Raw genomic sequence first — 23,457 nt, forward strand, 5'->3', positions numbered from 1 at the left:
CGGTCAGGCACGCTCCCGGGTGCGCCGGGCCAGCTCGGCCAGCGCGGCGGGGAAGATCGACGCCGGGGGCGTGACCAGGCCGGCGCCGACCTGGCCGACGCCGGCGACCTTGCCGGCCATGCCGGTGTTGATCTGCGGCAGGATGCCGGTGCGGCACACGGAGGTGACGTCGATGCCGGTGGCGGCGCCGGCGAAGTCGAGCACGGGGATCGGCCAGCGGTTGTTCTCGCCGATGGTGATCTCGCGCATTCGGCGGCTGGTGGCCAGCGCGTCGGGGACGGTGCCGCCGACGAAGCGCACGATGGCGGGGGCCGCGGCCATGGCGAAGCCGCCGATGCCGGCGGTCTCGGTGATGGCCGAGTCGCCGATGTCGGGGTTGGCGTCGTCGGGACCGTAGTCGCCGAGGAAGAGGCCGTCGGCGAGCTGGGCGGGACCGGTGAACCACTCGTCGCCGGTGCCGGAGACCTGGATGCCGAAGTCGGTGCCGTTGCGGGCCATGGCGACGACCATGGTCGAGCCCGGTACGTCGCGTGCGGCGTCGAGCGCGAGCTTGCAGGCCGGCATCGCGACGTTGAGGAAGAAGTGGTCGTTGCCGCCCATGAAGGCGAACGCCTCGGCGACCTCCTCCGAGGAGCGCGACGAGCGGACCAGCGACGGGGCGAGGTCGCGCAGCAGCATCAGGGTGCCGGCCCGGTTGCGGTTGTGGGCCTCGTCGCCCATCTGCAGCATCTGGCCGAGGATCGCGGTCGCGTCGACCGGCCCGGCGGCGCTGACCGCCTCACCGAGCAGCGGGCCGAGCACGTCGCGCATCCAGCGCAGCCGCTGGAGCACCTCGGGGCCGTAGGCGCCGTACCGCAGCACCTTGCCGAGGCCCTCGTTGAGCGAGCAGTAGGTACGCCGACCGGTGGCGGGGTCCTCGAGGACGAACATCCACATCGAGGGCGAGACCACGCCGGCCATCGGGCCGACCGCGCTGCGGTGGTGGCACGGCTCGAGGGACACGTCCGACCCCGACGCGAACAGGGCCTCGGCGTCCTCCGGGTCCTCGACCAGGCCCTCGAACGCGGCGGCGCCCATCAGCGCGCCGCGCAGCGGGCCGGAGGCGCGGGCCCACTCGATCGGCGGCCCGGCGTGCAGGAACTGGCCCTTCTCGAGGCCGAGCAGCTCGGACGCCGGCGCGACGCCGACCAGCATCGCCTGGACGTCGAGCATCCGCGAGACCGCGAGGGCGTTGGCGTCGCGGCGCAGCGGGTCGGCGGCGACGGTGGCGAGGTCGGCGGCGGTGCCGTCCATCGGCGGCGTCCAGTCGACCCGCTCGACCGCGACGGCCTGGTCGGCGACGGCGGTGGCGAACATGTCGGCGCCGACGGCGGCGACGGCGATCGGGGCGACGCTGGGCAGGGACGTGGTGGTCATCGGGCGCCTCCGGTGAGAGCGATGGCGCGGCGGGTGGCCGCGGCGTTGGACAGGTGGACCTCGGCGCCGGCGGCGGCCAGCGCCTCGGCCTGACGGGTGAGTCCCTGCGGGTCGGTCGAGGTGCCGACGCAGGCGACGACGACGGGGACGTCGCGCACCGCGCGGGCCGCGGCGATCGCCGGCGCGAGCTCGGCAGCGGGGTCGTCCTGGGCGCCGTGGCCGAGCACGACGTCCATCAAGATCACGGCGGTCTCGGGGTCGGCGGCGACCTTGGCGAGGTGCTCGAGGCGCAGCGTCGGGTCGATCATCGGGTGCGCGCGGCCGCGGGTGAGCCCGTCGTCGCCGAAGTCGATCATCAGGTGGCCCTCGGCGACGAGACTCGTGTCGAGCGCCAGCTCGGGCGAGAGCGGGATGTTGCTGCGGATGCCGCCGAGCTCGGCCGCGGCGAGCAGCATCGCCTCGTCGCACAGGGTGCCGCCGACGAACAGGCCGCGCAGCGCGCTGCCCCCGTCGGGAGCGGCGACGGCGGCGGTGCCCCACACCGGCCACTGCGGTACGGCGATCCCGAGGTCGCCCAGCAGGGCCTCGGTCTGCGCGGTGAGGTCGGGCTGACCGGCGCCGAGCAGGGCGAAGCGCACCGGCGTGGCGAGGTCGGCGGCGTACTTCTCGACGGCGGCCGCCACCTCGGCGGCCGGCGGCTTGGAGACGACCACGATGTGCTCGACCGCGGGGTCGGCGTCGAGGCGGTCCAGCGCGGTCGTGGTGGAGATCGCGCCGATGGCCGAGGACAGGTCGCGCCCACCGACGCCGAGCGCGGCGGCGACGCCCACCCCCGCGGCGTCGAGGAGGGCGAGGATCTGCTGGCACCCGGTGCCGGAGGCGGCGACGATGCCGACCTGTCCCGGGGAGACGGTGTTGGCGAAGCCGAGGCCGACGCCGCCGACGACCGCCGTGCCGCAGTCCGGGCCCATCACGAGCAGGCCGCGGTCGCGGGCGATCCGCTTCAAGGCGAGCTCCTGCTCGACCGGCACGTTGTCGCTGAAGATCATCACGTCGACGCCCGCGTCGAGGGCGTCCATCGCCTCGACCAGCGCGGACGCGCCGGGAACCGACACCAGGGCCAGGTCGCCGCCGGCGCGGCGCAGCGCGGAGGCGGTGGTGCGGGGCGGTGCGGTGACCTCGCCGCCCGAGGAGCCCTTGCGGGCCGCGGCGAGCGCGGCGTCGACGGCCGCGAGCGCCGCGGGCAGGGCCGACTCGTCGTCGAGCCGCAGTGCGACGACCATGTCGTTGGTGGTGGCGGCGGGCAGCGTGAAGCCCATGCCCTGGAGCACCTCCACGTTGAGCTCGGTGGCCATCGCCACCTGCGCGGCGGCGACGCCGGGGGTGGCGGCGACGTCCCGGCTGACCTGCAGCAGTGCGACGCTGTCGGCGTAGGCACCGGGTCGGATCTCGACGTGCTGATGCGTCATCGAGTGCTCCCTTCAAGGACTTCATGGGTGATGGATGCGGAGAGTGCGAGGTCGGCGCCGAGGAGCATCCCGGCGCCGGAGGTGTGGCCGACCGCGAGGAGGTCGGCGACCGCTCCGGTGGCGAGGGCGGTGCGGAACGGGGTGATCGCCTCGCCGGCGATCGCGTGCCGCAGCAGCGCGGCGGACAGGACGGTGGTGCGGTGCAGGTGGGCGTGGACCGCGGCCGCCACGGTCCCGGTGTCGCGGCCGGTCGCCCGGGCCGCGACCAGCCACCCCGCCAGCACGTCGTCGCCGACGGGGGTGAGCCCGTCGCCGCGACCGAGCAGCGCCGGCACCGCCGCCGGGTCGCCCGCGGCGAGCAGGTCCAGGGCGTCGGCGGGGAGCTGGTCGCGGGCCGGGGAGACGTCGGCGTGGGCCGGGACGGGAGCCAGTCGTGGGAGCGCGAAGGAGACCAGCCGGGTCACCGCCACGCTCAGGGAGCCGATCCGCAGGACGCCGCCGCCGATGGCGACCGGGTCGCCCACCGCGACGTCGGGCAGGGCGGGCAGCGACGTCAGCACCCCGCAGGGCAGGTGGACCGCACCCTGGGCGAGGACGCCCACGACCTGCCCGCCGAGGTCGGCGTACGCCGCCTGCCGCCCGGCGTGGACGACCACTCCGCTCACCCGCGGGCCGTCGAGCAGGGCACGCAGCGCCGGTGAGCCGGCACCTCCGACCGCTGCTGAATCGAGCCTTCGCACCTCTGGGACGCTAACGGCTGGGTAAGGTGCATCGAATGGTGAGCATTGCCAACGTCCGGGGAGAAGACGGGCAAGAGTTGATAGCCACCGCGGGGGGCGGTATCGCGGACGATGGCGTCATGGACACCGAGGAGCTCGCCGAGGCGCTCGCCCAGCTGGTGCTGGCCGGCGCCGACCTGGACGAGCTGGTCGCCGCCATCGGCGACGCCCTCGACGTCCACGTCGCGATCACGACCACCGACGGGCGGGAGCGCGCGGCGCGCATCGACGAGGCCATGCGCGAGCGGATCTCCGCAGCCGGGCTGACCGACGAGACCGGCCGGCTGCGGGTCGAGTGGCTGGGGGACCGGGGCGGCCACGAGGGTCAGCCGGTGACCGGCGCCCACGTCCACCGCGAGCCGCTCGCCGCGCCCAACCAGGCCCTCGGGCACCTGGTCGCGATCGCCGAGCACGGCATGGTGCCGCAGCAGGTTGTCGCCCTGCAGCGCGCGGCCACCGCGGTGTCGCTGTCGATCACCCGCGAGCAGGCGGTGTCGGCGGTGGAGAACAAGTACCGCGGCGACTTCCTGCGCGACGTCTTCTTGGGCCGGGCCGGCAGCGACGAGTTCGTCCGCGAGCACGTCGTCGGCTTCGGCTGGGACCTGACCCGCCCCACGGTGGTGCTCGCCGCGCAGATCGACCCCCAGCCGTCGTACCAGGCCCCGGCGTCGGTCGAGGACCGCCGCCACTGGCAGGAGCGCTTCGCCAACGCCTGGCGGCAGGTGACCGCGTCGGTCGACCGGGCCATCCCGATCGCCGACTTCGGCTCCGAGGTGGTGGCGGTGCTGCCGGCCGAGGACGTGGACGCCACCGCCGCACTGGTACGACGCCTGGTGGTCGCCGTCGCCGGCGACAAGGGCGGCGGACGTCGTCCGTTCACCGCCGGCGTCGGCCGGGTGGCCGCCGACCCGTCCGGGCTGCCCGACAGCTACACCCAGGCGCGCCGCGCGCTCGAGGTCGGGCGCCGGTTCCGGGGACCGAGCACCACCACCTGGTTCGACGACCTCGGCCTGCACCGGCTGATCGCGATGGTGCCCGACACCGAGGAGCTGCGCGCCTTCGCCCACGACGTGCTCGGCGAGCTCGCCGGGACCTCGGAGGAGGCGGTGACCCTGCGCGAGACGCTGCAGGTGCTGCTCAACACCAACTTCAACGTGGCCGAGGCCGCGCGCACGCAGTTCTTCCACTACAACACGATGCGCTACCGGGTCGGGAAGCTCGAGCGGCTGCTCGGGCCGGTCGCGTCCGACCAGAACCTGCGCCTCGACGTCGCCGTCGCGCTCAAGGTGCTGGAGGTCGTCAGTCGCTGAATCGCGGGCAACTTCCGCCAGCAGTTCCCCCGGATCCTTTGGCGAATGTGGCCAGTGAGGTGTGATCTGGCCCTCAATAGGTTGGTGAGCCTCGGGAGCCCCAGCGGCACCAGTGAGTACAGCCCCAGATTCAGGAGGACTCAGCATGTCGATGTTCAAGTGGGAGGTAGTCGACCCGGCGCCCGGCGAACCCGTCGCGCCGCACCAACGGCTCCCGTGGGGTCGCACCGTCGGCCTGGGAGCACAGCACGTGGTCGCCATGTTCGGCGCCACGTTCGTGTTCCCGATCGTGATGGGTCTCGACCCGAACCTCGCCATCATGTTCTCGGGCCTGTGCACGATCGGCTTCCTGCTGATCTGCAACAACAAGGTGCCGAGCTACCTCGGCACCAGCGCCTCGTTCGTCGCCGGTGTGGCCGCCATCCGCGCCCAGGGCGGTGACTCGGCCGACGTGACCGGCGCGATCCTGGTCGCGGGCGTGGTGCTCGCCGTGATCGGTGTCGCGGTCCACTTCGCCGGATCCGGCCTGATCCACAAGATCCTGCCGCCCGCCGTGACCGGCGCGGTCGTCATGCTCATCGGATTCAACCTGGCCCCGGTGGTCGCGGGCGTCTACTGGCCCCAGGACCAGTGGATCGCGCTGGCCACCGCGGCGTTCATGGTCTGCGCGGCCGTCCTGCTGCCGGGCTTCTGGTCGCGGATCGCGGTCTTCCTCGCCCTCATCTTCGGCTACGTCATCTCGTTCCTGGCCGACAAGATGTTCGGCTCGATCACCTCGGTGCTGCCGACCGGCCCCGACCCGGTCGCCCACGACCGCGTCTCCTGGGCAGGCGTGAAGGCGGCCGACTGGATCGGCTTCCCGAGCGGCAAGCTCGCCGACGGCGTCTCGGTCGTCCACGGCCCGAGCTTCTCGATGACCTTCATCCTGCTCGTCCTGCCCGGCGTCATCGCCCTCATCGCCGAGAACACCGGCCACGTCAAGGCCGTCGCCGAGATGACCGGCGAGAACCTCGACCCCTACATGGGTCGCGCGATCGCCGCCGACGGTGCCGCCACCGCGTTCGCCAGCGTCTTCGGCGGCTCGCCGACCACGACCTACGCCGAGAACATCGGCGTCATGGGGGCAACCAAGGTCTACTCGACCGCGGCCTACTACGTCGCCGGCATCGTCGCGATCCTGCTCGGCCTGTGCCCGAAGTTCGGCGCGATCGTCAACGCCACCCCGGGCGGCGTCCTCGGCGGCATCACCGTCGTGCTCTACGGCATGATCGGTCTGGTCGGCGCCAAGATCTGGGTCGAGAACAACGTCGACTTCGGCAACCCGGTCAACATGGTCGGCCTCGCCGGCGGCCTGATCGCCGGCATCGGCGGCGTCACGCTCAAGGTCACCGACGACTTCGAGCTCGGCGGCATCGCCCTCGGCACCATCCTCGTCATCGTCTTCTTCCACGCCGTGAAGGGACGCAGCGCCGAGGCCACATCGGGAGAGGTGACCAAGAGGCTGTGAAGCCCGCACCGTTCGACTACGTCCGGCCAGGGACCCTGGAGGAAGCCCTCCAGGCCCTGGCCGGGCACCCGGAGGCCAAGGTCCTCGCCGGCGGACAGAGCCTCGTCCCGCTGCTCTCGATGCGGCTGGCCGCACCGGCCGTGCTGGTCGACATCAACGACCTGCCCGACCTGGACCACGTCCGGGTCGGCGCCGACGGCGTCCGGATCGGCGCCCTCGCCCGGCACGCCGCGGTCCTCCGCGACCCCGAGGTCGCCCGGGTGCAGCCTCTCGTGTCCCTCGCGCTCGCCAACGTCGCCCACGCGACCATCCGCAACCGCGGTACGACGGTCGGCTCGCTGGTCCACGCCGACGCGGCGGCCGAGATGCCGATGGTGCTGCGGCTGCTCGACGGCTCGCTCGACGTCGCCGGACCCGGCGGGCGTCGTACGATCCCGGTCGAGGAGCTGTACGTCGGCCCGCTCGAGTCGAGCCTGCACCACGACGAGATCGCGGTCGAGGCCTTCTTCCCGGCTCTGCCGGACGGCAGCGGGGTGGCCTTCGAGGAGATCGCCCGCCGGCACGGCGACTACGCCATGTGCGGCGTCGCGGCCGTGGTCGCGGTCGAGGACGAGCGGGTGGTGTCGGCGAAGGCCGGCTACCTCTCGGTCTCCGACATCCCGACCGTGGTCGACCTGACCGAGGCGCTCGGCGGCGAGATCAGCGACGCGTCGCTGGCGCGCGGGGCGGAGGCGGCCCTCGCCACCCTCGACCCGGAGACCGACATCCACGCCACGGCCGACTACCGCGCGCACCTCGCCCGGGTGCTGACCGCGCGGGTCGTCACCGCGGCCTACGAGAACGCACGGGAGGAGCGCTCGTGAGCGAGCAGACCCACGAGATCCGGCTGAGCGTCAACGGCGTCGAGCACGCGGCGGCGGTGCCCGCCCGGCGGCTGCTGTCCGACGCGCTGCGCCACGACCTCGGCCTCACCGGCACCCATGTCGGCTGCGAGCACGGCGTCTGCGGCGCCTGCACCGTGCTGGTCGACGGCCAGCCGATGCGCAGCTGCCTGATGTTCGCGGTGTCCGCGGCCGGGCACGACATCACCACCGTCGAGGGCCTCGCCGAGCCCGACGGCGGACTCGGCCCGGTGCAGCAGGCGTTCCGCGAGTGCCACGGCCTGCAGTGCGGCTTCTGCACGCCCGGCTTCCTGACCACGATCACCGCCGGCATCGCCGAGAACCCCGATCCCACCGAGGACGAGGCACGCGACATGATCGCCGGCAATCTGTGCCGCTGCACGGGCTACCAGAACATCGTCAAGGCGGTCTGCCGCGCGGCCGAGCTGGCCCGGTCGACCGACGAGGACGGTGCCGCATGACGACCAAGATGATGGGCGCCAAGGTCCAGCGTGTCGAGGACGAGCGGTTCGTCACCGGTCGCGGTCGGTATCTCGACGACGTGGCGCCGGACGCGCTGCACGCCGCCGTCCTGCGCAGCCCCCACGCCCACGCGCGGATCGTGTCGATCGACGTCGACGCCGTCCTCGACGTCGAGGGCGTCCACGCGGTGTGGACCTACGAGGACCTCGACGGGGCGATGACCGAGCCGCTGCCGTTGCTGATCCCGCACCCGACCCTGACCCATGGCCGCACCCAGTACGCGTTGGCCAAGGACGAGGTCAACTACGTCGGTGAGGCCATCGCACTGGTCGTCGCCGACGATCGCTACCTTGCCGAGGACGCCCTCGCCAAGATCGTCGTCGAGTACGAGCTGCTGCCCGCCGTCGTCGGTGTCGAGGCCGCTCGGGCCGCGACCCACCTGGTCCACGAGGACGTGCCGGGCAACGTGGCCGCGTCGATGGAGCAGTCCAACGGCGACGCCCCCGCGGCGATCGAGGGTGCTCCCCACAGGCTCTCGCTCGACCTCGAGATCGAGCGCAGCGCCTGCATGCCGATGGAGGGTCGCGGCACCGTCGCGCGCTGGGACCCCGACCAGAACCGGCTCCAGGTGTGGACCTCCACCCAGACCTCCACCGGCGTCCGCGCCGCCGTCGCCGCCAAGCTCGGCCTCGACCTCGGTCAGGTCGACGTCATCACGCCCGACGTGGGCGGCGGCTTCGGCGTCAAGATCGTGCATCCGTGGCCCGAGGAGCTGCTCGTCCCGCTCGCCGCGCAGCGGCTCGGTCGTGCGGTGAAGTTCGTCGAGGACCGGCGCGAGCACTTCATCTCCTCGGCCCACGAGCGGGCCCAGGTCCACCACGTCGAGGTCGGCTTCGACGACGACGGCCGAGTGCTCGGACTGGACGTGCGCTTCTGGCACGACAACGGCGCCTACATCCCCTACGGCCTGATCGTCCCGATCGTCACCTCCACCCAGCTGCTCGGGCCCTACAAGCCCGGCGCCTACCGGGTGCGGTTCGACTCGCTCTACACCAACACCGTGATCGTCACGCCCTACCGCGGCGCCGGCCGGCCACAGGGCTGCTTCGTGATGGAGCGGACCATGGACGCCATCGCCAAGGAGCTCGGCAAGGACCGGACCGACGTACGCGCGGTCAACTTCATCCAGCCCGACGAGTTTCCCTTCGACCAGGGCCTGATCTTCCAGGACGGCCGCCCGCTGGAGTACGACTCCGGCGACTTCCCGACGATGCTGACCAAGACCAAGGAGCTCGTCGACTGGGACGGCTTCGCGGCGTTCCGGGCCCAGAAGGCCGCGGAGGGCAAGCGGGTCGGGATCGGTCTGGCCTGCTATGTGGAGGGCACCGGCGCGGGTCCCTATGAGGGCGCGCACGTCAACATCGAGACCTCGGGCAAGGTCAAGGTCGCCACCGGCCTCACGACGCAGGGACAGGGGCACCAGACCGCGTTCGCGCAGATCGTCGCCGACGAGCTCGGCGTGCGCTTCGAGGACGTCGAGATCACGACCGGCGACACCCGCCGGATGCCGTACGCCGTGGGCACCTTCGCCTCGCGCGCGGCGGTGATGAGCGGCTCGGCCATCCACCTGGCCGCCAAGCGCGCCAAGGAGAAGGCGCTGCGGATCGCGGCAGAGGCGCTCGAGGCCGACATCGACGACCTCGAGATCGTCGACGGCGTCGTGAGCGTCAAGGGCACCGACAGCTCGATCCCGCTCGGCACCGTCGCGGTGCTGTCCAACCCGCTGCGCTACGCCTTCGACGAGGCGTCCAAGGCGGCCACGCAGTTCAGCGTCGGCGACCCCGGCAAGCCGCCGGTCGCGGAGGACGACGAGCCGGGCCTGGAGGGCAAGGACTTCTACTCACCGCAGCGCTCGACCTTCGCCTCCGGCATGCACGCCGTGATCGTCGAGACCGACGTCGAGACCGCCGAGATCCGGATCCTCAAGTACGCCGTGGTCCACGACTGCGGGCACCTGATCAATCCGATGATCGTCGAGGGCCAGATCCACGGCGGCGTCGCGCAGGGCGTCGGGGGCGCGCTGTACGAGCGGATGGCCTACGACGAGTCCGGCCAGCTGCTCAACGCCTCGTTCATGGACTTCTTGATGCCCTATGTCACCGAGGTCCCCGAGCACATCGACATCGACCACATGGAGACCCCGTCTCCGCTCAACCCGCTCGGCATCAAGGGCGCGGGCGAGGCCGGCGTGATCCCCGGATCCGCCGCCTTCGCCGCCGCCATCGAGGACGCCGAGGGGCTGCCCATCACCGCCATGCCCATCTCGCCGTCGGAGCTGTTCGCGCTCCGGGCGGCCCACGCTCAGGAGCCGAAGTGAAGATCTCCGGTCAGAACACCATCGCCGCCCCCGTCGACAAGGTCTGGGAGGCGATCCTCGACCCGCGGGTCCTGGTGGCCACGATCCCGGGCTGCGAGCAGCTCGCGGCGACCGGCGAGAACGCCTACGCGATGACGGTCAGCGCCGGCGTCGCGGCGATCAAGGGGACCTACTCGGGCTCCTGCGTGCTCGAGGACCTGCGAGTCAACGACGGGTTGACCATGAAGCTCAAGGGCGCGGGCGCTCCCGGCACCATCGACGCGACGGTGCTGGTCACCTTCGCGGCCTCCGGTGAGGAGACGGTGCTGTCGTACGACGCCGACGCGGTCGTCGGGGGGATGATCGGCGGGGTCGGTCAGCGGATGCTGACCAGCGTCTCGCGGCGGATGGCCGCCGAGTTCTTCGGCAACGTCGAGAAGGTGATCGCGGACGGTCTGCCGGCGGAGGTCGCGGCCGCCGAGCCGGCTGTCTCCGCCGAGGGCGCGCCGGTCTATGCGGCGGCGCCGAAGCCCGCCCGGGCCGCCGGTGCCGGCGCCGCGGTCGGGGGCGAGTCGTTCCTGACGGGGGTCGCGGTCGGCGGCGGGCTGGTGCTCGCGGGCGTGATCGTGGGTGGCCTGCTGGGCCGTCGCCGATGAGCTCGCTCTCGGTCGACTCGACGGCGCGGGAGCAGGCGGCCGCCGTACGGAAGCGGGAGATCTCGGCGCGCGAGCTGCTCGAGCTGCACCTCGACCGGATCGCCGAGCGCAACCCCCAGCTGAACGCGATCGTCTCGCTCGACGAGGCGCGGGCCCGTTCCGGGGCGCTGGCCGCCGACGAGACGCTGGCGTCGGGCGCGGAGGTCGGGCCGCTGCACGGGCTGCCGTTCGCGTTCAAGGACACCCATGCGGTGGGCGGCTGGCGCACGACGTACGGCTCCACCGTGATGGCCGACAACGTGCCCGAGCACGACGAGCTGATCGTGGAGCGGGTGCGCGGGGCCGGGGCGGTGACGATCGGCAAGACCAACGTGCCGGAGTTCGCGGCCGGGTCGCACACCTTCAACAAGGTCTTCGGCACCACGCTGAACCCGGTCGACCCCACCCGCTCCGCGGGCGGGTCCAGCGGGGGAGCGGCCTGCGCGCTGGCCGCCGGCATGGTCCCGCTCGCCGACGGCTCCGACATGGGCGGCTCGCTGCGCAACCCGGCGTCCTTCTGCGGCGTCGTCGGCATGCGCCCGAGCCTGGGCAGGGTGCCCGAGTGGCCGCTCTACAACCAGTGGGAGACCACCTCCGTCGGCGGCCCGATGGCCCGCAACGTCGGGGATCTGGCGCTGCTGCTCTCGGTCATGGCCGGGCCCGACCCCCGGGCGCCGCAGGCGCTGGGCGACCCGGGCGTCACGTTCGCATCCGCGCAGGCCGCGTCCCTGGCCGGTCTTCGCGTGGCCCTGAGCGTGGACCTCGGCGGCGCGCTCGAGGTCGACCACGAGGTCGCCGCCGTCGTCGAGGCGGCCGGCGCCGCTCTGGCCGGCGCCGGGGCCTCCGTGTCCGGTGCCGCGCCCGACCTGTCCCTGGCCGAGGACACCTTCCGCACCCTGCGCGCCTGGCACCTCCAGGCCAAGCTGGGGCGCCTGCTGGCCGAGCACCCCGACGCCTTCAAGACCTCGCTCGCCGACAACATCCGCGCAGGAGAGGGGTTGAGCGGCGCCGACGTCGCGCGCGCCTACACCCAGCGCACGGCGCTCTCGGAGACCATGCGGTCGTTCTTCGGCTCCTACGACGTGCTCGTGCTCCCCGTCTCCCAGGTCCCGCCGTTCCCCGCCGACCAGGAGTTCCCGACCGAGATCAACGGCAGGCCGATGGCGACCTACCTGGACTGGATGCGATCGGCGTACTTCATCACCGTCACCGGCTGCCCCGCCATCTCGGTGCCCTTCGGCACCACCTCCTCGGGGTTGCCCGTGGGGGTGCAGCTCGTCGCGCCGCATGGTGCGGACCTGCGGCTGCTCGAGCTCGCCCTGGCGGTTGAGGGGTTGGTTGGCGCCCGCTGACGGTGCCGGTGCAGGTTTCTCAAGGGATGCAGGAGAATCGGCGCTTCCCCGTTCAAATACGAACTGGGAAGCGCGGGTTCTCCTGCATCCCTTGAGAAACCTGCACCCGGCGCCAGGCACTCGCCGCCGGCAGGCAACATCTGCCCACGAAGCCCGAATCGGTCGGCAGATCATGCCGTCGTGCAGCGCGACGTGGCTCACTTGAATGTGAGTCATGACAGCGAGGCGGATCAGGATCGGCATCGACACGGGCGGCACGTTCACCGACGTGGTTGCCTTCGACGAGGACAGCGGTGAGGTCGTCACGACCAAGACCCCGAGTACGCCGGGGAACCCGGCCGACGGGTTCTTGGCGGGCATCGAGAAGGTGCTGGGGATCGCGGGGGCGGAGTTCGGCGACGTCGTCGCCGTCAGCCACGGCACCACGGTCGCGACCAACCAGCTCCTCGAGGGCAAGGTGGACGCGCTCGGGTTCATCACGACCGAGGGCTACGAGGCGATGCTCGAGATCGCCCGGCAGTCGGTGCCGGACGGCTACGGCAACTCGTACTTCTGGGTGAAGCCGGACCGGATCGTGCCCCGCGACCTGGTCAAGGGCGTCGGGGGTCGCCTCGACTTCACCGGTGCCGAGATCCGCCCGTTCGACGAGGACGGCGCCCGCACGGTCGCGCGCTGGTTCAAGGACAAGGGCATCGACACGCTGGGCGTCTGCTTCCTGCACGCGTACGCCAACCCGGCGCACGAGGAGCGGATGCGCGAGATCATCGCCGAGGAGCACCCGGCTGCGGTGGTGTCGATCTCCAGCGAGGTGCTGCGGGAGTACCGCGAGTACGAGCGCTCGATGACCACGCTCGTCGACGCCGCGGTCAAGCCCAAGCTGAGCCGCTATGTCACCAACATCAAGGACCGGCTCGCCACCCAGGGCGGCCGGACCATCCCGTTCTACGTCATGAAGTCCAACGGCGGCGTGCTGTCGGCCGACGAGGTCGTCCACCAGCCGATCACCACCGTGCTGTCCGGCCCGGCGGCGGGCGCGCTCGGCGCCGCGCTGATCGCGAAGGTCGCGGGCTTCGACAAGGTGCTGACCTCCGACGGCGGCGGTACGTCGACCGACGTCTCGGTCGTCATCGACGGCGATCCGACGCTGACCACCGAGGGCAGCGTGGGCGTGTACCCGTCCAAGATCCCGATGATCGACGTCGTGACCGTGGGTGCGGGCGGCGGCTCGATCGCCTGGCTCTCGCCCGAGGGCACGCTCAAGGTCGGCCCGCACTCGGCCGGCGCCGACCCGGGCCCGATCTGCTACCGCAAGGGCGGCGACGAGGTCACCATCACCGACGCGCACGTCTTCCTCGGCCGGATCCCTCCCCACCTGCTCGGTGGCGAGATCCCGCTCGACGTCGACGCGGCCAGCGCGGCGATCCAGCAGCTCGCCGGCAAGCTCGGCATCTCCGCCGAGGCCTGCGCCACGGGCATCCTCGAGATCTCCGCGTGGAACCAGGCCAACGCGCTGCGCCAGGTCACCGTCAAGCGGGGCCTCGACGTCCGCGACTTCACGCTCACCACGTTCGGCGGCTCCGGCTCGCTGCTGCTGTGCCGGCTGATGGACATCCTCAACGTCCCGACCGTGCTGGTCCCGCCGAACCCGGGCAACGTCTCGGCGTTCGGCCTGCTGACCGTCGATGTGAAGAACGACTACGTGCAGACGCACGTCGCGCTCCAGGACAACCTGGACCCGGCCGACCTGCAGCAGGAGTACGACGTCCTCACGGCTCGTGCCGCGGAGGCGCTGAGCAAGGAGGGCTTCGCCGAGGCGGACCACGTCTTCGTGCGGACCGCCGACGTGCGCTACTTCGGTCAGGCGTTCGAGGTGCGGGTCGGCGTACCGGACGGGCCGATCACCGCGGAGACGCTGACCACGGTCGCGGACCGGTTCCACGCCGAGCACCGGGTGCTCTACGGCTACGACTTCTCCGGCGACGCCTCGCAGCAGGTCGAGGTCGTCAACCTGCGCGTCTCCGGCGTCGGCCCGATCAAGCGCCCCGAGATCCTGCGTGCCGACGGTGCCAAGCCGGAGCCGCAGCCGACCGGCTCGCGCTCGATCTGCTTCGATGCCGACGCCGGGTACGTCGAGACGCCGGTCTTCTGGCGCACCGACCTGCCCGCCGGCCAGGTGCTCGCCGGCCCGGTGATCATCGAGGAGTTCGGCTCCACCGTGCCCATCCACCCCGGCTTCACCGCCCTGGTCGACGACTACGCCAACATCATCGTGACGCGCTCGGAGGGAAACTGACATGTGCCTGAGCTGCCAGACCATCCACAACGGCACCCAGCCGGCCGACCACACACATGACGCGGAGACCGGCTCGCGCCGGGCGCCCACGCTGTTCCCGTTCGGCACGCTGACCGCCGACGCCGGCCGCAGCGCCGACCCGGTGCTCGTCGAGATCGTCCAGGGCTCGCTGGCCGCGGTCGAGCACGAGGTCGAGACCGCCATCGCGCGGACCAGCCGCAGCCCGATGATCCGCGACGCGCACGACTTCCGCGCGGGCATCCACGACCGGCTGCTGCGCAAGCTGACCGGCCGCTCGTACTCCGCGCTCGTGCATCCGGTCGCCCGGGACTTCCCGATCGAGGAGATGCAGGAGGGCGACGTCTTCTTCCACAACGACGTCTACCTGTCCGAAGGCGGGATCGGCCACCTGCCCGACCTGTGCGTCACCGTCCCGGTGTTCGCCGGACCCGACGGGGAGCGCCGCGTCGTCGGCTTCATCCAGGCCTTCGGCCATCACGACGACATCGGCGGCGCGGTGCCCGGCTCGATGCCCTCGCACGCCACCAGCGTGTTCGAGGAGGGTCTCGCCGTACCGCCGATCAAGCTGTGGGACGCCGGTGTGCCCAACAAGGCCGCGCTGCGGATCATGACCCGCAACTCGCGGATGCCCGAGTCGCTGGCCGCCGACCTCGACGCCGAGTGCTCGGCCTGCCTGATGGGCGCGCGGCGCCTGGGCGAGCTGTTCGACCGCTACGGGATCGAGACGGTCGAGGCCTGCTTCGACGCCGTGATCGACCGCTCCACCGAGACCTACCGGCGCGAGATCCTCTCCAAGATCCCCGTCGGCAGCTGGACCTGGGAGGACTATGCCGAGCACGACGGCGTCGACGAGCCGCAGCTGCACACGCAGCGGATCACGCTGACCCGGACGGCGGCCGACGACCCCGAGGGCGAGCGGCTGATCCTCGACTTCGACGGCACCGGACCGCAGGCCAAGGGCCCGATCAACCACTGCGGCGACTACTCCGACGGCGTCTTCCTCAAGAAGTGGCTGGCGCCGATCTTGCGCAACCTCGCCGACACTCCCGAGCGGATGGCCGAGCTCGACGTCAACGAGGGCGTGGTGCCGCTCATCGAGATGCGCTTCCCGCCCCCGGGGACCCTGCTCACGCCGGTGTTCCCGGCGCCGACGAACGCCCGCACGTTCGTCATCCTGCGCCTGCTCGGCGTGCTGGCCGGGGTGATCGCCAAGGCGGTCGACGGCAAGATGCCCGCCGACCAGGAGACCATCCGCTACACCGGCGTGTACGGCGAGGACCTCGAGGGTCGCTCCTACCTCATGCGCGAGGTGCTCGGCGGCGGCTCCGGCGGCCGCTACTACGCCGACGGCGAGGACACCATCCACGTCGTCCCGGACTCGCGCAACCTCCCCACGGAGTTCACCGAGTCGCGCTTCCCGTTCGTGGTCGAGTCGCTCGGCCTCGCCATGGACTCCGGCGGCGCCGGCCAGTTCCGCGGCGGGCTGGGCTACGAGAAGCACATCCGGATGCTCAAGGACGCGAACTTCATGTCCATCGCGGACCGGTCGATCCTCGCCTGCTGGGGCGTCAAGGGCGGCAAGGCGGGCCAGCCGTTCCAGGTCACCATCGACGCGGGCGGCCCGAACGAGCGCGAGGTCGACGCCCTCGCCGACTCCGAGCCCGTCGTGACCGGCGAGGTCATCCGGATCCGCACCACCGGCGGCGGCGGCTGGGGCAACCCGCTCGAGCGCGCCCCGGAGCTGGTCGTGCGCGACGTCGTGTGGCGCAAGGTCTCCGCGGAGGCGGCGCGCGCCGACTACGGCGTGGTCCTCACCGGCTCGCTCGACGACGACACCCTCGGGTACGACGCCGCCGCGACCGCCGCCGAACGGGCCTCCCGCCCGGCGCCGGCTGCCGACGACGCGTTCTTCGACCGCGGTCCCGGCTACGGCGTACTCGCCGGCGGCGCGGCGGCCGCCGCGGTGGACGTGCTCTGAGGTCGATGACATGAAGGTCGCGATCCTCGGCGGATCCGGCAAGACCGGCCGCGCCGTCGGCGTGGCCCTGGCCCGGGCGGGCGTGGCGACACGCCCCCTGGGCCGGGCCGCGTTCGACGACCTGCCGGCGGCCCTCGCCGGCGCCGACGCCGTGCATGTCATCGCCCCCAACCTGCACCCCGACGAGCCCGCCTACGTCACCGCGGTGCTCGGCGCCGCCCACCAGGTCGGCGTCGGTCGGCTCGTCTACCACTCGGTCGCCTCGCCCTACGTGCCGGCGATGCCCCACCACCTCGGCAAGGCCGTCTCGGAGGACCTGGTCCGCCGCTCCGGCCTGGAGTGGACGCTGCTGCAGCCCTGCGCCTACACGCAGAACCTGCTGCCCGCGCTGCGCGCGGCCGAGGAGTCGGGGGTTCTCGAGGTGCCCTATGCGGTGGACCAGCCGTTCGGGATGGTCGACCTGCTCGACGTCGCGGCGGCCACCGCCGTGGTGCTGACTCGGACCGGTCACGTCGGCGCGACCTACGAGCTGGGCGGACCGGCCCTGGTCACCATCGTCGACGTCGCGGCCGCCGCCGGCCGCACCGCCCGCCGGGTGCCGGCGGGCGGAGATGTGCATCCGTGGCTGCGGGCCATGTTCGACTACTACGACGACCACGGACTGCCCACCGGCGGTGTCCCGCTCGGCGCGCTGCTCGGCCGCGCGCCGGCGTCGGTCGCCGACGTGGTGGGCCGGGAGCTGGCTGGCAGGAGTTGCCAGGCTTGAGGGCCGGTGTTGGCTGATCCTCACGATGAACGACGGTGATCCGGCTCACTAGGTTCGCTGCATGAGGATCCTGCTGGCACTCGGCGGCAACGCGATGACATCTCCTGACGGCAAGGCCCGTCCGGAGGACCAGATCGCCGCCGCGACCGAGGCGATGGAGGCCGTGGCCGATCTGGTCGCGGCGGGTGTCGACGTCGTCATCACCCACGGCAACGGCCCCCAGGTCGGCAACCTGCTGGTCAAGAACGAGCTGGCCGCCACCGTCGTGCCTCCCGTGCCGCTCGACTGGTGCGGCGCCCAGACCCAGGGCACCCTCGGCGACATCTTGATGAACGCCCTCGACGGCGCGCTCGCCGCCCGCGGCCTCACCCGGCCCACGGCCGCGCTGGTCACCCGCACCCGCGTCGACGCCGCCGACCCCGCGTTCGCGGCGCCGAGCAAGCCGGTCGGCCGGTACCTGTCCGCCGACGAGGCCCGCACCATGGTCGAGCACGGCGAGACCTGGGAGGACCGGGGTGAGCGCGGCTGGCGCCGGGTCGTCGCCTCGCCCGAGCCGCTCGAGGTCCTCGACGCCCCTGCCGCGGTCGCCCTCGTCGAGGCCGGCTTCGTGGTCATCGCCAACGGCGGCGGCGGGATCCCCACCGTGCGCCACCCCGATGGCAGCCTCGCCGGCGTCGAGGCCGTCATCGACAAGGACCTGGGCGCGGCCCTGCTCGCCCAGGCGATCGAGGTCGACCTCCTCGTCATCGCCACCGACGTCGCGCACGCCGTCCTCGGCTTCGGCACCCCCGACGCTGCCGACATCGGCGAGGTCACCCTCGACCAGATGCGGAAGTACGCCGCCGACGGCCACTTCGCCGGCGGCTCGATGGGACCCAAGGTCGACGCGGTGTGCCGCTTCGTCGCCAACTCCGGCCGCCGCGGTGTGATCACCGACCTCGGCAGCATCCTCGCGGCCGCCGACGGTCGCGCCGGAACCATCGTCACCCCCAACTGAACCACCCGCACGACCGACCACCACTGAAAGGACGGCTGACCATGCCTTCTGCCATCGAGGTCCGCAAGGTCCCGATCCACTCCGTCGCCGACGCCTCCGAGCTGGCCAAGCTCATCGACGAGGGCGTCTTCAAGGCCGACCGCGTCATCGCGATCATCGGCAAGACCGAGGGCAACGGCGGGGTGAACGACTACACCCGGATCATCGCCGACCGTGCCTTCCGCGAGGTGCTCGTCGAGAAGGGCGCCCCGGCCGACCAGGTCAAGCAGGTCCCGATCGTGTGGTCCGGCGGCACCGACGGCGTGATCAGCCCCCACGCCACCATCTTCGCCACCACCGACGTCGCCGAGGACGACCCGAGCCGCGAGGAGCAGCGCCTCACGGTGGGCTTCGCGATGAGCGAGCCGATCCTGCCCGAGGAGATCGGGTACGTCGCGATGATCGAGAAGGTCGCCGCCGGCGTGAAGGTCGCCATGGAGCGCGCCGGCATCACCGACCCGGCCGACGTGCACTACGTGCAGACCAAGACCCCGCTGCTCACCATCCACACCATCCGCGACGCGCACAGCCGCGGCAAGGAGGTCTGGACCGAGCACACCCACGAGTCGATGGACCTGTCCAACGGCGTCACCGGCCTCGGCATCGCCGTCGCCCTCGGCGAGATCGAGATGCCGACCGACGCGGACGTCATGAACAACCGCGACCTGTACTCCTCGGTCGCGTCCTGCTCCTCGGGGGTCGAGCTCGACGTGGCCCAGATCGTCGTCGTCGGGAACGCCACGGGCGTCGGCGGCCGCTACCGGATCGGCCACTCGGTGATGAACGACGCCCTCGACCAGGACGGCATCTGGAACGCCATCAAGGACGCCGGTCTCGACCTGCCCGAGCGCCCGCACTCCTCCGACCTCGACGGCAAGCTGGTCAACGTCTTCCTCAAGTGCGAGGCGTCGCAGAACGGCGAGGTCCGGGGTCGCCGCAACGCGATGCTCGACGACTCCGACGTGCACTGGCACCGCCAGATCAAGTCGTGCGTCGGCGGCGTCACCGCTGCCGTGACCGGCGACCCGGCGGTCTTCGTGTCGGTCTCCGCCGCCCACCAGGGCCCGGAGGGCGGCGGCCCCGTCGCCGCCATCGTCGACCTGGGCTGATGCCGACCCGGCGCGAACTGTCCCGAATTTCGCGCCGACCCGGCCGAGACTGACCCGATCCGCGCGCTGACCCGGCAGAGATCTTCTGCCGGGTCGGCGTGATTTCGGAGTCAGTTCGCGCCGGGTCGCGCACCAACCCGGCGCCAACCAGACGTTCCTAGTGTGAGTCAGGTCACAGGTCCCTTCGCCCACTGGGAGTGTCATGACCCGGATCAGCCTCACCGTCGACGGCCAGCGCGTGACCGACGACGTCGAACCCCGGATGCTGCTCGTGCAGTACCTGCGCGAGAAGCTCGGCAAGACCGGCACCGTCATCGGTTGCGACACCAGCAACTGCGGCGCCTGCACGGTCCACCTCGACGGCAGGAGCGTCAAGTCCTGCAACGTGCTGGCCGTGCAGGCCGACGGCGCCGCGGTCACCACGATCGAGGGACTGGCCGGCGAGGACGGCACCCTGCACCCGGTGCAGGAGGCGTTCCGGGAGTGCCACGGCCTCCAGTGCGGCTTCTGCACGCCCGGCATGATCATGCAGACCGTCGACCTGCTGGCCGAGAACCCCAGCCCGTCGGAGGAGGCGATCCGGCTCGGCCTCGAGGGCAACCTGTGTCGCTGCACGGGCTACCACAACATCGTCCGGGCGGTGCAGCACGCCGCCGGGGTCTCGACCGGCTCGGCCAGCAGCGAGGGGGCGTCGGCATGACCGCCACCCAGGAGCCCACCCAGCACGAGATCGGCCGCGATCGCCGGCGCAAGGAGGACCAGCGCCTGATCACCGGCCGCACCCGCTGGACCGACAACATCACGCTGCCGGGCATGCTGCACCTGGCGATGGTCCGCAGCCCCTTCCCGCACGCCCGGATCACGGCGATCAGCACGGAGGCGGCGAAGGGTGCCCCCAATGTGGTGGCCGTGCTCACCGGCGCGGACCTCGGCGAGAGCCAGGGCGCCTGCATCAACGCCTGGCCGATCGTGCCCGACCAGGTCACGCCGGTCCACCTGCCGATGCCGACCGACCGGGTCGCCTTCGCCGGCGAGACGGTGGCGGTCGTGGTGGCCCGCAGCGCCGCCGAGGCCCGCGACGCCGCCGAGCTGGTCGAGGTCGACTACGAGGAGCTCCCGGCCGCGCTCGACCTCAAGCAGGCCGCGTCGGCACACCAGGAGGGGGGAGCGCTCGCGCACCCCGACCTCGGCACCAACGTCAGCGCCGTGTGGCGCTTCGACTCGGCCGAGGCCGGCACCGGCGGCGACGTCGAGCAGGCCATCGCGGAGGCGCGCGAGAACGGCATCGTGATCGAGCGGGAGTACCGCCAGCAGCGGCTGATCCCGGCGTTCATGGAGCCGCGCAGCACCGTCGTGGACCCGACCGGCGAGCAGATCACGGTCTGGTCGGCGACCCAGGTGCCCCACATCCTGCGCTTCGCGATGGCGGCCACCACCGGCGTACCCGAGTCCAAGATCCGGGTGATCGCGCCCGACGTGGGCGGCGGCTTCGGCGGCAAGCTGCAGCAGACGCCGGAGGAGATGATCACCTTCGCGGTGGCACGGCGGCTCGGGAAGCCGGTGAAGTTCACCGAGACCCGCAGCGAGTCCCTGCTCACCGCCCACCACGGGCGCGACCAGTGGCAGCGGCTCACGCTGGCCGCCACGAAGGACGGCCACGTCACCGGCCTCAAGGTCGACCTGCTCGCCGACCTCGGCGCCTACGTCGCGATCGTCGGCGGCGGCGTGCCGGTGCTCGGGGCGTTCATGTTCAACGCGATCTACAAGTTCCCGGCGTACCAGTTCCAGACCACGAACGTGCTCACCAACAAGACCTGGACCGACGCCTACCGCGGCGCCGGCCGGCCGGAGGCGACGTTCGCGATCGAGCGGCTGATGGACGAGCTCGCCAACGAGCTCGGCAAGGACCCGCTCGAGGTCCGCGAGCTGAACTGGATCAAGCACGAGGAGTTCCCGTTCACCACGGTGGCCGGGCTCGAGTACGACTCCGGCAACTACGAGGCCGCCACCGCGCGCGCCAAGGAGATGTTCGGGTACGACGCCCTGCGCGCCGAGCAGGCCGAGCGCCGGGCCCGCGGCGACCGGGTCCAGCTCGGGATCGGCGTCTCGACGTTCACCGAGATGTGCGGTCTCGCGCCGTCCCGGGTGCTCGGCAGCCTCAACTACGGAGCCGGCGGCTGGGAGCACGCCGAGGTGCGGATGCTCGCGACCGGCAAGGTCGAGGTCGTGACCGGGGCGTCGGCCCACGGCCAGGGGCACGAGACCGCGTTCAGCCAGATCGTGGCGGACCGCCTCGGCGTGCCGTTCGAGGACGTCGAGGTGCTGCACGGCGACACCCAGATCTCCCACAAGGGCCTGGACACCTACGGGTCCCGCAGTCTGGTCGTCGGCGGCGAGGCCCTGGTGCGGGCCGTCGACAAGGTCATCGAGAAGGCCAAGCCGGTCGCGGCCCACCTGCTCGAGGCCTCCGCCGACGACCTCGAGTTCAACGGCGGCCGGTTCACCGTCAGGGGGACCGACCAGGGCCTGGCGATCACCGAGATCGCGACCGCCGTGTTCGCCGCGCACAACCTGCCCGACGGGGTCGAGGCGTCGATCGACTCGGAGGCGACCTACGACCCGGTGAACTTCAACTACCCCCACGGCACCCACCTGTGCGCCGTCGAGGTCGACACGGAGACGGGTCAGGTGCGACTGCGCGCCTACGCCTGCTGTGACGACATCGGCAACGTCATCAACCCGCTCATCGTCGCGGGCCAGGTCCACGGCGGGCTGGTCCAGGGCATCGCCCAGGCGCTGTGGGAGGAGGCGGTGTACGACGAGAACGGCACCCTGGTGACCGGCTCGTTCGTCGACTACCTGCTGCCCACCGCGGCCGACACGATCAGCTTCGAGCTCGACCACACCACCTCGCCGGCGACGACCAACTCGCTCGGCACCAAGGGCGTCGGCGAGGCCGGCACGATCGCGTCCACCCCCGCGGTGGTCAACGCGGTCGTCGATGCGCTGCGCCCGTACGGCGTCCACGACGTCGCGATGCCCTGTACGCCGGAGAGAGTCTGGCGCGCGATCAACGGCGGCGGCTCCGGGGGAGAGACGACCGAGGCCGCCGCACCCCACTTCGACGAGTCGGAAGGAGCAGCCCAGTGATCCCCGCAGCCTTCGAGTACGTCGCGCCGAGCACGGTCGACGAGGCCCTGGCCGCACTCGCCGAGCACGGCGACGAGGCCAAGATCATCGCCGGTGGGCAGAGTCTGCTGCCGGTGCTCCGGATGCGGCTCAACGCGCCGGAGTGGGTGATCGACCTGGGCCGGATCGCCTCCCTGCGCGGCATTCGCGACGAGGGAGACCACCTCGCGATCGGCGCGATGACCACCCACCACGAGGTCGGCCAGGACCCGCTCGTCCACGAGCACGCCCTGTTGATCAGCAAGGCGATCACCCACCTCGCCGACGCGCAGGTGCGCCACCGCGGCACCTTCGGCGGGGCGCTGGCCCACGCCGACCCGGCGGGCGACCTCGGCGCGCCCGCGCTCGCGCTCGATGCCACCTTCGTGGTCCAGGGGCCGGGCGGCACCCGGGAGATCCCGGCCGCCGACTTCTTCGTCGACCTCTTCGAGACGGCGATCTCCGACGACGAGATCCTGGTCGAGGTGCGGGTGCCCACGTACGACGGCTGGGGGGCGGCGTACGAGAAGTTCGTCCGGATCGCCCACCAGTGGCCGATCGTCGCGGTCGCCGCGACGGTCCGGATGGACGGCGACACCATCGCCGAGGCGCGGGTCGGGCTGACCAACATGGGCGCCACGCCGGTGCGGGCGCGGGCGACCGAGGCGGCGCTGGCCGGCGTACCGGCGACGGAGGAGGGGGTGGCTGCCGCGGCCGCCCTCGCCGCCGACGGCACGCACCCGCCCAGCGACCTCAACGGTGACGCCGACTACCGCCGCCACCTCGCGACCGTGCTCACCCGACGGGCCGTGCTCGCGGCAGCCGGGAGGGGCTGACC

At 72.1% G+C, this 23,457-nt stretch carries 18 protein-coding genes; 15 read left to right on the forward strand and 3 right to left on the reverse strand.

Annotated features, from left to right (window positions below; all coding sequences use genetic code 11):
* Positions 1-3 precede the first annotated feature (3 nt).
* From ACUP6Y_RS05815 to ACUP6Y_RS05825, 3 genes are read right to left on the reverse strand one after another with little or no spacing between them, the layout of a single operon-like run.
* Positions 4-1,416, reverse strand: a complete 1,413-nt coding sequence (locus ACUP6Y_RS05815; RefSeq protein WP_462554727.1) for a YlbE family protein — start codon at positions 1,414-1,416, stop codon at positions 4-6.
* A complete protein-coding gene (locus ACUP6Y_RS05820; protein ID WP_462554729.1) occupies positions 1,413-2,885 on the reverse strand; it encodes an FdrA family protein in 1,473 nt (490 codons plus the stop codon). Before ACUP6Y_RS05820 ends, ACUP6Y_RS05815 begins: the two co-directional genes overlap by 4 nt.
* Complete coding sequence (locus ACUP6Y_RS05825) at positions 2,882-3,625, reverse strand: oxamate carbamoyltransferase subunit AllH family protein (RefSeq protein WP_462554730.1); 744 nt, start codon at positions 3,623-3,625, stop codon at positions 2,882-2,884. The genes ACUP6Y_RS05820 and ACUP6Y_RS05825 overlap by 4 nt, the downstream gene beginning before the upstream one ends.
* A 119-nt stretch (positions 3,626-3,744) precedes the next feature.
* Between ACUP6Y_RS05825 and ACUP6Y_RS05830 the strand changes: the two genes are divergently transcribed.
* From ACUP6Y_RS05830 to ACUP6Y_RS05900, 15 genes are all read left to right on the forward strand, one after another.
* Positions 3,745-4,974 (forward strand): PucR family transcriptional regulator, encoded by a 1,230-nt coding sequence (locus tag ACUP6Y_RS05830; protein WP_462554731.1) that lies wholly within the window; start codon positions 3,745-3,747, stop codon positions 4,972-4,974.
* A 145-nt stretch (positions 4,975-5,119) separates the two neighbouring features.
* Positions 5,120-6,481, forward strand: coding sequence for a uracil-xanthine permease family protein (locus ACUP6Y_RS05835; RefSeq protein WP_462554732.1), 1,362 nt, complete (start codon positions 5,120-5,122; stop codon positions 6,479-6,481).
* Entirely contained in the window at positions 6,478-7,344 is an 867-nt protein-coding gene (locus ACUP6Y_RS05840) for an FAD binding domain-containing protein (protein WP_462554733.1), read from the forward strand. Before ACUP6Y_RS05835 ends, ACUP6Y_RS05840 begins: the two co-directional genes overlap by 4 nt.
* A complete protein-coding gene (locus ACUP6Y_RS05845; RefSeq protein ID WP_462554734.1) occupies positions 7,341-7,844 on the forward strand; it encodes a (2Fe-2S)-binding protein in 504 nt (167 codons plus the stop codon). The genes ACUP6Y_RS05840 and ACUP6Y_RS05845 overlap by 4 nt, the downstream gene beginning before the upstream one ends.
* Positions 7,841-10,222, forward strand: a complete 2,382-nt coding sequence (gene cutA, locus ACUP6Y_RS05850) for an aerobic carbon-monoxide dehydrogenase large subunit (protein ID WP_462554735.1) — start codon at positions 7,841-7,843, stop codon at positions 10,220-10,222. Before ACUP6Y_RS05845 ends, cutA begins: the two co-directional genes overlap by 4 nt.
* Entirely contained in the window at positions 10,219-10,857 is a 639-nt protein-coding gene (locus tag ACUP6Y_RS05855; protein WP_462554736.1) for an SRPBCC family protein, read from the forward strand. The genes cutA and ACUP6Y_RS05855 overlap by 4 nt, the downstream gene beginning before the upstream one ends.
* Positions 10,854-12,248 carry an amidase gene (locus tag ACUP6Y_RS05860; RefSeq protein ID WP_462554739.1) on the forward strand — a complete coding sequence of 465 codons (1,395 nt, stop codon included), beginning with the start codon at positions 10,854-10,856 and terminating at the stop codon, positions 12,246-12,248. Before ACUP6Y_RS05855 ends, ACUP6Y_RS05860 begins: the two co-directional genes overlap by 4 nt.
* 214 nt (positions 12,249-12,462) lie before the next feature.
* On the forward strand, positions 12,463-14,541 hold the full coding sequence (locus ACUP6Y_RS05865; RefSeq protein ID WP_462554742.1) for a hydantoinase/oxoprolinase family protein: 2,079 nt from the start codon (positions 12,463-12,465) through the stop codon (positions 14,539-14,541).
* A gap of 1 nt (position 14,542) precedes the next feature.
* The gene (locus ACUP6Y_RS05870) at positions 14,543-16,540 is read left to right on the forward strand and encodes a hydantoinase B/oxoprolinase family protein (protein ID WP_462554745.1); all 1,998 of its coding nucleotides are present in this window, start codon (positions 14,543-14,545) and stop codon (positions 16,538-16,540) included.
* 10 nt (positions 16,541-16,550) lie between these two features.
* Positions 16,551-17,306 carry an SDR family oxidoreductase gene (locus ACUP6Y_RS05875; RefSeq protein ID WP_462554748.1) on the forward strand — a complete coding sequence of 252 codons (756 nt, stop codon included), beginning with the start codon at positions 16,551-16,553 and terminating at the stop codon, positions 17,304-17,306.
* 61 nt (positions 17,307-17,367) lie between these two features.
* Positions 17,368-18,303, forward strand: a complete 936-nt coding sequence (locus ACUP6Y_RS05880) for a carbamate kinase (protein ID WP_462554749.1) — start codon at positions 17,368-17,370, stop codon at positions 18,301-18,303.
* Positions 18,304-18,344: 41 nt separating this feature from the next.
* Positions 18,345-19,451, forward strand: coding sequence for a barbiturase (bar, locus tag ACUP6Y_RS05885; protein ID WP_462554750.1), 1,107 nt, complete (start codon positions 18,345-18,347; stop codon positions 19,449-19,451).
* Between the two features lie 202 nt (positions 19,452-19,653).
* Positions 19,654-20,151, forward strand: coding sequence for a (2Fe-2S)-binding protein (locus ACUP6Y_RS05890; RefSeq protein WP_462554751.1), 498 nt, complete (start codon positions 19,654-19,656; stop codon positions 20,149-20,151).
* Positions 20,148-22,601: a xanthine dehydrogenase family protein molybdopterin-binding subunit gene (locus ACUP6Y_RS05895; RefSeq protein WP_462554752.1), complete on the forward strand. Its 2,454-nt coding sequence runs from the start codon at positions 20,148-20,150 to the stop codon at positions 22,599-22,601. Before ACUP6Y_RS05890 ends, ACUP6Y_RS05895 begins: the two co-directional genes overlap by 4 nt.
* The gene (locus ACUP6Y_RS05900; protein ID WP_462554753.1) at positions 22,598-23,455 is read left to right on the forward strand and encodes an FAD binding domain-containing protein; all 858 of its coding nucleotides are present in this window, start codon (positions 22,598-22,600) and stop codon (positions 23,453-23,455) included. Before ACUP6Y_RS05895 ends, ACUP6Y_RS05900 begins: the two co-directional genes overlap by 4 nt.
* Positions 23,456-23,457 lie beyond the last annotated feature (2 nt).

This window comes from Nocardioides sp. S5-5, from assembly GCF_054954065.1.

Coding starts and splice junctions, on each gene's coding strand:
- bar (WP_462554750.1), top strand. CDS start 18,345: ATGCCTTCTGCCATCGAGGTCCGCAAGGTCCCGATCCACTCCGTCGCC.
- ACUP6Y_RS05890 (WP_462554751.1), top strand. CDS start 19,654: ATGACCCGGATCAGCCTCACCGTCGACGGCCAGCGCGTGACCGACGAC.
- ACUP6Y_RS05860 (WP_462554739.1), top strand. CDS start 10,854: ATGAGCTCGCTCTCGGTCGACTCGACGGCGCGGGAGCAGGCGGCCGCC.
- ACUP6Y_RS05895 (WP_462554752.1), top strand. CDS start 20,148: ATGACCGCCACCCAGGAGCCCACCCAGCACGAGATCGGCCGCGATCGC.
- ACUP6Y_RS05870 (WP_462554745.1), top strand. CDS start 14,543: ATGTGCCTGAGCTGCCAGACCATCCACAACGGCACCCAGCCGGCCGAC.
- ACUP6Y_RS05815 (WP_462554727.1), bottom strand. CDS start 1,416: ATGACCACCACGTCCCTGCCCAGCGTCGCCCCGATCGCCGTCGCCGCC.
- ACUP6Y_RS05865 (WP_462554742.1), top strand. CDS start 12,463: ATGACAGCGAGGCGGATCAGGATCGGCATCGACACGGGCGGCACGTTC.
- ACUP6Y_RS05835 (WP_462554732.1), top strand. CDS start 5,120: ATGTCGATGTTCAAGTGGGAGGTAGTCGACCCGGCGCCCGGCGAACCC.
- ACUP6Y_RS05880 (WP_462554749.1), top strand. CDS start 17,368: ATGAGGATCCTGCTGGCACTCGGCGGCAACGCGATGACATCTCCTGAC.
- ACUP6Y_RS05820 (WP_462554729.1), bottom strand. CDS start 2,885: ATGACGCATCAGCACGTCGAGATCCGACCCGGTGCCTACGCCGACAGC.
- cutA (WP_462554735.1), top strand. CDS start 7,841: ATGACGACCAAGATGATGGGCGCCAAGGTCCAGCGTGTCGAGGACGAG.
- ACUP6Y_RS05830 (WP_462554731.1), top strand. CDS start 3,745: ATGGACACCGAGGAGCTCGCCGAGGCGCTCGCCCAGCTGGTGCTGGCC.
- ACUP6Y_RS05875 (WP_462554748.1), top strand. CDS start 16,551: ATGAAGGTCGCGATCCTCGGCGGATCCGGCAAGACCGGCCGCGCCGTC.